This is a genomic window from Paenimyroides ceti, assembly GCF_030409925.1.
The window spans coordinates 1,909,568-1,923,317 of record NZ_JAUFQU010000001.1 but is presented as its reverse complement, the minus strand read 5'-3'; the positions used below and the strand labels follow the sequence as shown (position 1 = coordinate 1,923,317).

Sequence of the window (13,750 nt, the reverse complement as noted above, 5' to 3'; positions counted from 1 at the left end):
TAAAATTTAGAGCTATGAATAAGGATAGAAAAAAAATTCCGGGAAATGACAAAAATAAAAATACAAGTCCAACCGATATCAAAGGAAAAGATAGTAATGAAGCTAACCAGACCAACTCAGGTGCAGGTGGTTCTCCAATAAAAGAAGGAAGTAATTTACTGCCGGAAGATACTGATAAAGTCGATGATCAGAATACAAAAAAGGAGAACGCAAAAAGAAAGGATAACTCTGAAAAATAAGTTATTATCAGATGCTTATGGCATTTTAAAAAAATAAAGAAGATTGTGTTCAGTTGTTTTAGATCTCTGGACTTAATTTTCAATAATCACAAAACTAAACAACTCAACTCATGCCAGAAGGACCAAGTATTGTTATTGCAAGAGAAGAAATGACTGTTTTTATCGGTAATAAAGTTGTCGAAGCAACCGGTAATGCTAAAATTGACATGGACAGAATACAAGGAAAGATGCTGACAGATGTTAAATCATGGGGTAAGCATCTGCTACTTTGTTTTGATGATGTTACAGTCCGCATTCATTTTTTGCTTTTTGGCAGTTACCTCATAAATGAAACAAAATCTGCAACAGTGCGCCTTGGACTTCTTTTCAGAAACGGACACATTAATTTTTATGCAGCTTCGGTAATGGTATTGGATGAGAGTGCAGATGCTCTGTATGATTGGTCTGCTGATGTTATGAGTGACAAATGGAATTCTACTGCAGCTCTCAGAAAACTTGCAGATAATAAAGAAGAGCTCATATGTGATGCATTACTTGATCAGGATATATTTTCGGGTGTAGGTAATATCATCAAAAATGAAGTTTTGTATAGGGTAAACGTACATCCAAAGTCATTAGTTGGAAAAATGCCATTAGAAAAGCTGAAAGAAACTATAAAACAGGCAAAAATATATAGTTTTGACTTTTTGAAATGGAAGAAAAAAAATGAACTTAAAAAACATTGGCTGGTACATACAAAAAAAGAATGCTTGCAATGCGGTCAGCCGTTAATTAAGGAGTATACAGGAAAGAAAAAACGCAGAAGTTTCTTTTGTAAAACTTGCCAAAAACTATATAAATGAGTATGACAAAATTTTACGTAGGATGTTCAAGTTTTGCTACATCATCTTGGAAATCGGTGTTTTATCCGGATGATCTTCCCAAGAAAGATTGGTTTGCGTACTATTGCAATTATTTTAATACTTATGAATTCAACGGTTCCTTTTACCGGTTTCCTGCTGTTTCCGATTTACAAAAATGGTATGACAAAACACCCGTCGATTTTACTTTCAGCATTAAAGCTCCAAAAATAATAACACATATAAAAAAGTTAGTAGCTTGTGAACAAGAAATAGATGATTTTTATACCATAATTTCTGAAGGATTATCTGATAAACTGGGATGTGTGCTTTGGCAGTTTCCACCTGGTTTTGTTTACAGCGAAGATAATTTGAACAAGGTTGTAAATGCTTTAAATCATCAGTTTAAGAATGTAGTAGAATTTAGACATAAGAGCTGGTGGAATCATTTAGTAATAGAAAAATTGCAAAGTAAAAATGCAGTATTTTGCAATCCAAGTTTACCGGGACTTTTCGAACAAACTATTAAAAATAACAACTGTGGATACTTTCGGCAACATGGCGTACCAAAATTATTTTACTCTGAATATTCATTAACAGAAATAGAAAAACTTTATAATCAGATCCTTACAAAAGGGTATGACGAAGTATATGTTTATTTCAACAATACTGCCTCTACGGCAGGTATTATTAATGCTTTACAGTTTATAAAATTGATAAAGTAATAATACTTCTGTTGCTGTATTTAATACATTATCTTCAAAGATGGTATTGCATTACTTTCTTTTGAAATCAAATGTGCTGGGGTAGACTTTACTTCGCGGTGAATGTCTTATATTTTAGATTGAATGACCTGATTATGCATTTATGTTTTTTTTATTTCGGTGTTACTGTATAGAATATGTTTATATTCACAAATTGTTTAACAAACTGAAATATAAAATAGCTTTAGGTAGGCTTCCTCTGTTTGACCACAATAAAACATTTAACGAAAATATTAAATAAATTGTATGGAAAAAGCATTCAAAGAAATACAGAAATATCCAGGAAGTTCTTATATCCTGATCGTACCCTTATTAATCGTTCTGATGCTTTTCGTTTTTTCAGTAGATGTTTGGTTTCAATTATTTTTAGGATCGATTGTATTGGTATTAGCTTTATCATTACTCTACGTTTTTACAGCTCGTTTTATAATTGAAATAAACAGTTCAGGGGTTTCTTATCAGGTAACACCATTAGGTAAAAAACAGTATATTTCCAAAAACGATATCACAAACATAGAAGTAATTAATCTTGATTTTATTGGAACATTTGGGGGTTGGGGAGCAAGAAAAAGAAAAGGTAAAAAAGCATATATTTTTAACGATGGGGATTTTATATTTATCAAAACATCAGAAATGAGTTATTATTTCTCAATTAAAGACAGCACTGTCTTTTTTGAAAGGATTCCACACTATTTTGTTGATCATACTGCTCAATAATCTGATGGTTTAAAGCCTCTCCTTAGGAGAGGTTTTTTATTTGATAGTAATCACGATAAAATTATTGATTAAATAACTCATCTGAAATGAGTATCTTTGCAGTTGATTTCTATTGAATAGGAGATAAAGCATTATTTAGCATAAGCAAATTTCATGTAAAAGAGATGGATTTTTTACTATTGCTGCCTCAAAAGACATGTAGCTGAAACACGTTTAAAGAAATCGTATTATATACAAAAAGAAATGAATACTTTGGTTAAAGAGATACATCAATATCACTTTGAAGTGTGTGAAGAGTTGCAGTTTGAACTGCAGGAAAGAGTGAGTGAAGAGCGACAGGTTATTATTCATTTTTCTGTTTTGGCAACAGATGAAGAAGATGCTGCCAGAATATGGAAATCTACTTTTTTGATAGATTCCGTTACAGGCATTCGTTATCCGATGTTGTTCGCGGAAGGGATTTCAATAGCGCCTGAGTGGACGATTATTCCTAAAAACCGTCCGCTCCATTTTACTTTAATTTTTAAAGGATTGCCGCAACGCTGTAAACGATTTGATTTGTTGGAAATGATTCCCGAACCCGGCGGATTCGAAATGCGCAATATCCACAGAAACACCTCTGATGTTTATTTTGTAGAGATGTAATCTCATCGTAAACATACCTCAAAATACTGTTGAAAACTAATTTATAGCGGATTAGGGAAATCGTCCCAAATAGCGTATATTAGCACGTTTAAAAAAATTTGATTCAATTTAATTAAAATATAATATGTCTGAAGGAGAAAAATTAATTCCTATTAACATAGAAGATGAGATGAAATCAGCCTACATCGATTATTCGATGTCTGTGATTGTTTCTCGTGCACTTCCTGATGTTAGGGATGGATTGAAGCCAGTACACCGTAGAGTTTTATTTGGTATGTACGAATTGGGTGTTGCAGCCAATCGACCACATAAAAAATCAGCCAGAATTGTAGGAGAAGTATTGGGTAAATACCACCCACACGGAGATTCTTCTGTATATGATGCAATGGTACGTATGGCTCAAGACTGGAGTTTAAGATATCTTTTAGTTGACGGACAGGGGAACTTTGGTTCTGTAGATGGTGACAGCCCGGCAGCAATGCGTTATACGGAAGCAAGAATGAAAAAAATTGCGGAAGAAATTTTAGCTGATATTGACAAAGAAACAGTTGATTTTCAGCTGAACTTTGATGATACGTTAGAAGAACCAAAAGTAATGCCTACTAAAATACCTACACTTTTGCTGAACGGAGCTTCCGGTATTGCAGTAGGGATGGCGACGAATATGGCGCCACATAATTTAAATGAAGTAATTGACGGTACTCTGGCTTATATCGATAACAATGATATTGAAATCGATGAACTGATTCAGCATATTAAAGCTCCTGACTTCCCTACTGGTGGTATTATTTATGGTTATGAAGGAGTTCGCGAGGCTTTTAAAACGGGTAGAGGACGTGTTGTAATGCGTGCAAAAACCAATTTTGAAGAAGTTGACGGACGTGAGTGTATTGTAGTTTCAGAAATTCCTTATCAGGTAAATAAAGCAGACATGATCAAAAAAACTGCTGATCTGGTAAACGAGCATAAAATAGAAGGTATTTCTACTATCAGAGATGAATCTGACCGTAAAGGGATGCGAATTGTCTATGTTTTAAAACGTGATGCGGTGCCAAACATCGTATTGAATATGTTGTTTAAATATACACAGTTGCAATCTTCTTTCAGCATCAACAATATTGCTTTAGTAGATGGTCGCCCTCAATTATTGAATCTAAAAGACCTGATTCATTACTTTGTAGAACACCGTCATGAAGTGGTTACCAGACGTGCTGAATACGAATTACGAAAAGCAGAAGAAAGAGCTCATATTTTAGAAGGACTTATTATTGCTTCTGATAATATTGATGAAGTAATTTCTATCATTCGCGGATCTAAAAATGCTGATGAGGCAAGAGAACGTTTGATTGAGCGTTTTGCTTTATCAGAGATACAGGCAAGAGCTATTGTTGAAATGAGATTACGTCAGCTAACAGGTCTTGAACAAGAAAAACTGAGAGCTGAATACGATGAAATCATGAAGCTGATTAATCATTTGAAAGAATTATTGGCAAGCAAAGAATTGCGAATGAATCTGATCAAAGAAGAATTAACAGAGATTAAAAATAAATATGGTGATGAACGTCGTTCGCAGATAGAGTATGCAGGTGGAGAGATGAATATTGAAGATCTTATCGCTGATGAACAGGTAGTAATTACTATTTCACATGCAGGATATATCAAACGAACTCCGCTATCAGAATATAAAACGCAAAACAGAGGCGGGGTAGGACAAAAATCTGCAGGAACCCGTGATCAGGATTTCCTCGAACATATGTATGTTGCTACGAATCACCAGTATATGTTATTCTTTACTCAGAAAGGGAAATGTTACTGGATGCGTGTTTATGAAATTCCGGAAGGAAGTAAAACGAGCAAAGGTCGTGCTATACAGAATCTTATCAACATAGAAAATGATGATAAAGTAAAAGCATTTATCTGTACGCAGGATTTAAAAGACGAAGAGTACATCAATAATCACTTTGTTATTATGTGTACCAAACAAGGACAGGTGAAGAAAACGCCATTAGAGCAGTATTCAAGACCACGTCAGAACGGAATCAACGCCATTACAATCAAAGAAGATGATGAGCTTTTAGAGGTAAAACTTACTGACGGAAACTCTAAGGTATTAATCGCGGGCAGATCCGGTAAATTAGTTCGTTTTGATGAAGCGAAAACACGCCCGATGGGAAGAACTGCTTCTGGTGTAAGAGGTATTACCCTTGCCAACGAAAAAGACGAAGTAATCGGGATGGTTTCTGTAAGCGATCTGAGCAGCGAAATATTGGTAGTTTCTGAAAACGGATATGGTAAACGTTCTTCTTTAGATGAATATCGTGAAACCAATCGCGGTGGAAAAGGAGTTAAAACAATGAACATCACCGATAAAACGGGTGAGCTTGTCTCGATTAATGCCGTAACGGATAATGATGATTTGATGATCATCAATAAATCCGGGTTGACCATACGTATGCGCATTTCAGATTTACGAGTTATGGGACGTGCTACACAAGGTGTTCGTCTGATTAACATTAAAGGTAATGATTCCATCGCTGCAGTTGCTAAAGTAATGAGAGAAGAAGATGATGAAGAAATACTTTTGGATGCAGAAGGAAATATCATCAGTCCGCAAATTCCCGAAGTTTCTCCAGAAGACGCTTCTACGGATGAATCGACAGATATAATAGAATAAAAAATGAATATACGATTTTTAACGCTGGGAATGATATTTTTATCATTCCCAGTTTTTTCACAGAAAGACGAGCTTAGAGAAGCTGAACGTCAACTTAAGAGAAATAATTTGCAGGAAACCACAGCAGCGTTAAAAAAAGCAGAAGCAGTATTGGCCTCTGCGACCGAAGATCAACAGGCACAGTACTACTTTCTGAAAGCAAAAAATGAATTGGCTCAGGCGGACAGCGGAACTGATACGGAAAAAAATATTACTGATGCTATTGATTACTTTAACAAGGTACAGGAAATTGAGAATGCTACTAAAAGCAAAAAATATTCTGTTCAGGCTGATCCATTGATGAATCAGCTTTTATCGGATATTGTTAATAATGCCATCAATGATAATAATTCCGGAAATTTTCAGACAGCTTCTAAAAAATTTGAACAGGCCTACACGCTTAGCAAAAAGGATACATCTTATCTTTTTTATTCGGCGAATGCAGCTGTAAATGCAAAAGATTATGATTTTGCAGAAAGTAAATACAAAGAACTCTTACGGTTGAATTATACAGGAAAAACAAAAATATATACAGCTGTTAACAAAGCCACAGGAAAAATTCAATCTTTTGGCGGTGATAAAAAGATGAGAGATGTTTTGCTGAGACATAATACCTATGTCAATCCCGGAGAAGTATTCGAAGAATCTAAAAAAGGAATGATCCTGAAAAACCTGGCTTTTATACTCATGGGAAAGGAAAATTATTCAGAAGCTGAAGCCTATATAATTCAGGCTTATAAAGAAAATCCGGATGATACAGATGTATTAATCAGTATGATGAATTTATATCTGGAAACAAACCGACGGGATAAGTTTGAAGAAGTTGCTTTAAAAGCTTTGCAAAAAAATCCGGAAAATGATGTGTTATTATATAATATGGGAGTAGTGCATCTTAATAAAAATGAAGATGCATCTGCAAAAGAATACTTCGAACGCACGATAGCTGTAAATCCTAAGAACATTAATGCGTATATCAATCTGGCGAATATTGTATTAAAGTCTGATGCAGAAATTACAGGACAAATGAACAGTTTAACAAATACCAGATCCAATCAGAAAAAATTTGACGAATTAAAGCAAAAGAAAAAAGAAATTTATGATGCTGCATTATCGTATCTGAAAAAAGCAGAAAGTGTTGATCCTAAGAATGAAATGATTCAGTCAAACATAAAAGAATTGAATAATTTTCTGATGAATTATTGAGCATTTTAGTAGTTTACAAGCAAAAAAAATAAAAAAAAATTTTTTTGGCACAATAAATGCTTAATGCATTTCAACAGTTATAATAAATTTTAAAAATATAGATTATGAAAAAGATAGCTTTACTTTTTTCGGCAATGGTTGGATTAGCTTCGTTACAAAGCTGTGAGTTCAATGATGAAATTGTACAACAGGATATTTTTTTAGCTGAGGTTTTTGAAGTAACAACAACATTCACTCCAGGAAATAATTATGCAAGCACCTTTAATTTCAGTAAACCAAGTTATGAAGGTGATACTGTTTTAATGTACATTTTATGGGAACAATCAAACGGAGCAGATGTATGGAGACTGGTTCCGCAAACGGTTTACCTGACAGGTACAGATCAGATCTCTTACAATTATGATTATACTCGTAATGATTTCAGAGTGTTTTTACAGGGGAATTTCAATTTATCTCAATTAACAAATGAGGAATATCAGAATTATGCCGTAAATCAAACGTTCAGAGCTGTAGTTGTTCCTGGTAAATTATTACAAGGTAAAGGAGTTTCTACTGTAGATTACTCAGATTATAATGCTACGATCAACGCTTTAGGATTGCAAAACGCAACCATTAAAAAGTTGAAGTAACAGATAATAAGATTTTAAAAAAGAGCACTATTTAGTGCTCTTTTTTGTTTGTTATAAGTTGTGTTATGGTGTAAGTAAGGGGGGGGGTATTTTATTTTGATTGCTTTTTTTTGATTTGACCCCTAAAAAAATAGGGGTGATTTGTTATTTGTTTTAAAAAATAATTAATTTTGTAGAGTTATTTATCAAAACAACACCTAAAAAAGTAGTATATGGCATCAATCCGTTTCGAAGCGCTGAAAGCAGCAAGTAATCGAACAACAGTAATGGTAGAAGAGTTACCCCGTAAATCAGAAATTTTCGGAAGTAATGTTTTTAATGATAAATCAATGCGTCAGCATTTGACCTCTGAAGCATATAAAGCCGTAAGGTCCGCAATAGATCATGGAACAAAGATTGATCGCAAACTGGCAGATTTTATTGCTTTAGGGATGAAAGAATGGGCTATTTCTAAAGGTGTAACACATTATACCCATTGGTTTCAGCCATTAACGGGTACTACTGCAGAAAAACATGATGCGTTTTTTGAAACCTCTTTTGATGGTTCTGACCCAGTAGAAAAATTCGGAGGAAGTCAGTTGGTACAGCAGGAGCCGGATGCTTCTTCATTTCCAAACGGAGGAATTAGAAATACTTTTGAAGCAAGAGGTTATACCGCATGGGATCCTACATCGCCGGCATTTATTTTTGGAACGACCCTTTGTATTCCTACAGTCTTTGTATCTTATACAGGAGAAGCTCTTGATAATAAAGCACCTCTGTTAAGAGCTCTTACAGCTATTGACAATGCGGCAACTGATGTGGCTAAATATTTTGATAAAAACGTTAAAAAAGTAACTCCAACTTTAGGATGGGAGCAGGAATATTTTTTAATCGACAGTTCACTGGCAGCTTCCCGACCTGATATTTTGCAAACAGGAAGAACGTTATTAGGGCATGTTTCTGCTAAAGGACAGCAATTGGAAGATCATTACTTCGGATCTATTCCATCTCGCGTATTAAACTATATGCGTGATCTGGAAAATGAATGTATGTTGTTAGGAATTCCGGTAAAAACCCGTCATAATGAAGTAGCTCCTAATCAATTTGAGCTGGCACCGATCTTTGAAGAAACTAATTTGGCTGTAGATCATAATTCATTATTGATGGATGTAATGCAAAAAGTAGCAGAACGCCATTATTTCAAAGTATTGTTTCATGAAAAACCATTTAAAGGTGTAAACGGTTCAGGAAAACATAATAACTGGTCATTGGCAACAGATACGGGTATTAATCTTTTATCTCCGGGAAAAACTCCGATGAGTAATTTACAGTTTCTTACCTTTTTTATCAATACGATCAAAGCAGTTTCTGAATATGAAGAGCTTTTGAGAGCCTCTATAGCATCAGCATCAAATGATCACCGTCTTGGAGCAAACGAAGCTCCGCCTGCGATTATTTCTGTATTCATAGGACAGCAACTGACCAGAGTACTCGAAGAACTGGAAGGGGTATCAAGCGGAAAATTATCTCCGGAAGAGAAAACGGACTTAAAATTAAATGTGGTTGGTAAAATTCCGGATGTATTATTAGATAATACAGATCGCAACAGAACATCGCCTTTTGCCTTTACAGGAAATAAATTTGAATTCAGAGCCGTTGGATCAACTGCCAACTGTGCTACTTCAATGACAACCTTAAATTCGATTGTTGCAAAGCAGCTGATCGATTTTAAAGCACAGGTAGATGCTTTAATCGAAAAGGAAAATCTTAAAAAAGATGAGGCCATTTTTAACGTATTAAGAGAATATATTAAAGAAACTAAAGCTATTCTGTTTGAAGGAGACGGATATAGTGATGCATGGGAAGAAGAAGCGGCTAAGCGTGGATTATCTAACCATAAGACAACTCCAGAGGCTTTAAAAGCAAAAATATCACAAAAATCATTAGATCTTTTTGAGCAGTTGAATGTAATGAGCAATACGGAAGTACATGCACGTTATGAAATTGAACTTGAAGAGTATGTGAAAAAAATTCAGATCGAGGGACGCGTTTTGGGAGATATTGCCCGTAACCATGTGATTCCTACAGCTATTAAATATCAGAATACGCTTATTGAAAATGTAAAAGGCCTTAAAGAGATTTTTGGAGCAGATTTTGAGTCTGTGGCGAAAGAACAAATCATTATTATAAAAAAGATTTCAGGTCATATAGCAGCTATTAATGAAAACGTACATGCTATGATAGATGCGCGTAAAGCAGCAAATGCTATGGATAGTATTGAAGATACTGCTTACGAATATTGTTTTAAAGTAAAACCATTTTTTGATATCATTCGCCATCATGCCGACAAGCTTGAATTGGAAGTTGATAATGAAGTGTGGACTTTGACAAAATACAGAGAATTGTTATTTACCCGATAATATTTATTTCTAAAATAAAGATTGCCTTTTCATTTGTAAATGGAAAGGCAATTTTTTTGGAATATTTTCTTTAGTTAATGCAGAAACTCCTGTTTTTAAACCGTGTAAGCCATTTTTAATCCGTATTTTTATACTTTATTAATTGAATACTGTATTTCTAACCTTGTAAATGGATTCTTTTACACAAATAGTATTAGGTGCAGCTGTTTCCAATGCCGTATTAGGAAAAAAAATAGGAAACAGGAGTTTGCTTTACGGAGCCATAATCGGAACCATTCCCGATTTGGATATTATTGCAGGTAAGTTTCTTAATGATCCTCTACAGGCTATTGAAATTCACAGAGGATTTTCCCATTCAATTGTTTTTTTTATTTTACTCTCTTTAATTTTGGCTAAAGGGATACAGTTTGCTGAGAAAAGAGTGCATATTTCTTACCGAATGGCTTTTAGTGCAGTATTTCTCATATTGTTTACCCATTCTTTATTAGATATATTTACAACGTGGGGAACCCAAATCTTTTGGCCGTTGGAAGAAAAAATAGCTTTAAAATCTATTTTTGTAATAGATCCTTTATATACATTACCCCTTTTGTTTTTTTTATATTTGTCTGCGCGTTTACCGAAATATTCCAGGAAGAGATATCGTAGAAATACAGCAGGTTTAATCTTGAGCACATCTTATCTTTTAGTGACATTAGTGTTGCAGGCTGTTGTTTCCAGTAAAGCTGCCGATCAATTGAAAAATGAAAAGACAGCTTATATAAAAATACAGGCAAAACCCGCAGCTTTTACTGCTGTTTTATGGAATATTATTGCAGAGGACGATGATTTTTTCTATTTATCGGATTATTCCTTTTTGGATACTCAGCCTATACAATTCAAAAAATATCCTAAAAACAAAGTATTGATAAAAGATATAGAAAAAGATGCTTCTGTACAGCGATTAATTCGTATTTCAGAAAATCAATATACTATAACACAGGATAGTGCAGGCGTATTGTATTTCAATGATTTGCGTTTCGGTTTATTAAAAGATGATCCGGATGACATACAGTTTGCGTTCTCTTATAAAATAATAAAGAAACAAACGGGCGTTGAAATACATGAAGTAGCGAAAAAGCGTAGAGACGGCGTACAGTTGATAAAAAAAATAATCAGTAGAATAAAAGGAAATTAATCAATGAAAATACTTATTTCACCTGCAAAATCATTGGATTTTGAAAGTACATTACCCACTCAGGAATTTACGAAAATCAAGTTCATCAAGGAGTCTAAAACGATACATACTGCATTAAAAGAGAAAACGCCTAAAGAACTCAGCGATCTCATGGCTATTTCAGATAAGTTAGGCGAGCTGAACTGGCAGCGTAATCAAGAAAGAAAGTATCGCTTTACGCAAACCGGAGCTACAGTAAGACAAGCTGTTTATGCCTTTAACGGTGATGTGTATACGGGTTTAGATGCGTATACATTACCGCTAAATAAAATAGACTTTTTACAGGAAAATGTTCGTATTTTATCGGGATTGTACGGCTTACTAAAACCTCTTGACCTTATAGAGCCTTATCGGTTAGAAATGGGGACAAAATTACCGGTTGGTACATCAAAAAACCTGTATGATTTCTGGAAACCAGCTCTTGTAAAAGAATTAAATACACAAATGAAAAGAGGTGAGGAGCTCATAAACCTCGCCAGTAAAGAATATTTTTCTGCCGTAGATACAAAGCTTTTAAAACATAACGTGATTACACCTGAATTTATGGAATATAAAGACGGTAAGCTAAAGATCATCAGTTTTTTTGCAAAAAAGGCAAGAGGTTTAATGGTTCGGTATATCATTGATCATTCAATTGACAAAGCAGAAGATATCAAATCATTTAATATAGAAGGTTATCGATTTGACAGTGCACTAAGCACTGAAAACAAATGGGTATTTACCCGATAAGAAGATAATAGTATTAATTTACTGACTATTTCGTAAAATTATTTTACAGCAGCTATTTTTATTTGCTTTTGAGGTAATCTTTGCGGAATTTTGACAAAAAAATTAAAAATCATGGATAACGTTCATTATATAAGTTCTGATATTTTTTCTATAGAAGAAATAAACACATTATTAATTGAAGATAAAAAACTCGCTTTGTCTGAAGAAGCAACTGCAAAAATTGAAAAATGCAGAAACTATTTAGATGAAAAAATGAAAGAGCATAAAGATCCGATATATGGTATTAACACAGGTTTTGGCTCACTGTATAACGTAAAAATATCGGATGAAAACTTATCAAAGCTACAGGAAAACCTGATGAAATCTCATGCCTGTGGAACAGGACCGGAAATTCCTCAGGAAATTGTGAAAATTATGCTTTTGTTGAAAATCCAATCTTTGAGTTATGGAAATTCAGGAGTTCAGCTAAAAACGGTCGAGCGTCTTATTGACTTTTATAATAATGATATACTTCCTATAGTATATGAACAAGGTTCGCTGGGGGCTTCAGGAGATTTGGCTCCTCTGGCTCATTTGTCTTTACCTTTAATCGGAGAAGGAGAAGTATATTATCAGGGATTTCGCCAGCCTGCCGGAAAAGTTTTGGAAGCAAATGGCTGGAAACCAATTGAGCTTCAGTCAAAAGAAGGATTAGCTTTGTTAAACGGTACACAGTTCATGAGCGCATACGGATGCTATGTATTGTTAAAAAGTCGTAAGCTTGTCTATCTTGCAGATGTTATCGGTGCCATTTCTTTAGAAGGTTTTGATGGAAGAATTGAACCATTCAATGAATTGATTCATTTGGTAAGACCTCATAAAGGGCAGGTTGTTACAGCAGAATTCTATAGAGATTTACTGGAAGGCAGCGAACTTATCAAACAACCTAAACAGCACGTTCAGGATCCGTATTCTTTCCGTTGTATTCCTCAGGTTCATGGAGCCTCTAAAGATGCGATCGATTATGTAAACAAAGTTTTTAAAACGGAAATTAACTCGGTGACAGATAATCCGAACGTATTTTATGATGATGATCTGATCATCTCCGGAGGCAATTTTCATGGTCAGCCTTTGGCATTAGCGTTGGATTTTCTGGCAATGGCTTTGGCAGAGATTGGTAATATATCTGAAAGAAGAACGTATCAGCTCATATCCGGATTACGAGGTTTACCACCTTTTTTAGTGAGCAATCCGGGATTGAATTCCGGTTTTATGATTCCTCAGTATACCGCTGCAAGTATTGTAAGTCAAAACAAGCAATTAACGGTTCCTGCAAGTACGGATAGTATTGTGTCCAGTAACGGACAGGAAGATCATGTAAGTATGGGAGCCAATGCGGCAACGAAAGTATTGCGTGTAGCAGATAATCTTGAACGTATTCTTGCCATTGAACTTCTCAATGCTACACAGGCTTTGGAATTCAGAAGACCATTAAAGTCAAGCCCGTTTATTGAAAGTTTTGTGAAAACATATCGGGAAGAAGTACCAGTGGTAACAGAAGATAGAATTTTACATTATGACATTGAAAAAACATTGCGATTTTTTCATTCGTTTCAGTTAGATTAAGATATTATGAAATTAAAACTGTGTATTTGAAGAAAAAAATGCACAGTTT

General features: G+C 34.6%; 12 protein-coding genes. All 12 read left to right on the top strand.

Features of this window, described 5'->3' with window-relative positions; all coding sequences use genetic code 11:
* The first annotated feature begins 14 nt into the window (after positions 1 to 14).
* A complete protein-coding gene (locus tag QW060_RS09540) occupies positions 15 to 239 on the top strand; it encodes a hypothetical protein (RefSeq protein WP_290363347.1) in 225 nt (74 codons plus the stop codon).
* Between the two features lie 110 nt (positions 240 to 349).
* A complete protein-coding gene (locus QW060_RS09535; protein ID WP_290363346.1) occupies positions 350 to 1,081 on the top strand; it encodes a DNA-formamidopyrimidine glycosylase family protein in 732 nt (243 codons plus the stop codon).
* Between the two features lie 2 nt (positions 1,082 to 1,083).
* Positions 1,084 to 1,803 (top strand): DUF72 domain-containing protein, encoded by a 720-nt coding sequence (locus QW060_RS09530; RefSeq protein ID WP_290363345.1) that lies wholly within the window; start codon positions 1,084 to 1,086, stop codon positions 1,801 to 1,803.
* 285 nt (positions 1,804 to 2,088) lie between these two features.
* Positions 2,089 to 2,559 (top strand): hypothetical protein, encoded by a 471-nt coding sequence (locus QW060_RS09525; RefSeq protein WP_290363344.1) that lies wholly within the window; start codon positions 2,089 to 2,091, stop codon positions 2,557 to 2,559.
* Between the two features lie 243 nt (positions 2,560 to 2,802).
* Entirely contained in the window at positions 2,803 to 3,204 is a 402-nt protein-coding gene (locus tag QW060_RS09520; RefSeq protein ID WP_290363343.1) for a hypothetical protein, read from the top strand.
* Positions 3,205 to 3,328: 124 nt separating this feature from the next.
* Complete coding sequence (gene gyrA, locus QW060_RS09515) at positions 3,329 to 5,878, top strand: DNA gyrase subunit A (RefSeq protein WP_290363342.1); 2,550 nt, start codon at positions 3,329 to 3,331, stop codon at positions 5,876 to 5,878.
* A 3-nt stretch (positions 5,879 to 5,881) separates the two neighbouring features.
* Complete coding sequence (locus QW060_RS09510) at positions 5,882 to 7,120, top strand: tetratricopeptide repeat protein (RefSeq protein ID WP_290363341.1); 1,239 nt, start codon at positions 5,882 to 5,884, stop codon at positions 7,118 to 7,120.
* A gap of 104 nt (positions 7,121 to 7,224) precedes the next feature.
* A complete protein-coding gene (locus tag QW060_RS09505; RefSeq protein WP_290363340.1) occupies positions 7,225 to 7,749 on the top strand; it encodes a hypothetical protein in 525 nt (174 codons plus the stop codon).
* 212 nt (positions 7,750 to 7,961) lie between these two features.
* Positions 7,962 to 10,151, top strand: coding sequence for a glutamine synthetase III family protein (locus QW060_RS09500; protein WP_290363339.1), 2,190 nt, complete (start codon positions 7,962 to 7,964; stop codon positions 10,149 to 10,151).
* Between the two features lie 169 nt (positions 10,152 to 10,320).
* The gene (locus tag QW060_RS09495; protein WP_290363338.1) at positions 10,321 to 11,328 is read left to right on the top strand and encodes a metal-dependent hydrolase; all 1,008 of its coding nucleotides are present in this window, start codon (positions 10,321 to 10,323) and stop codon (positions 11,326 to 11,328) included.
* A gap of 3 nt (positions 11,329 to 11,331) precedes the next feature.
* Positions 11,332 to 12,096, top strand: coding sequence for a peroxide stress protein YaaA (yaaA, locus tag QW060_RS09490; protein WP_290363337.1), 765 nt, complete (start codon positions 11,332 to 11,334; stop codon positions 12,094 to 12,096).
* A gap of 111 nt (positions 12,097 to 12,207) precedes the next feature.
* Complete coding sequence (gene hutH / locus QW060_RS09485) at positions 12,208 to 13,701, top strand: histidine ammonia-lyase (protein ID WP_290363336.1); 1,494 nt, start codon at positions 12,208 to 12,210, stop codon at positions 13,699 to 13,701.
* The last annotated feature ends 49 nt before the right edge of the window (positions 13,702 to 13,750 follow it).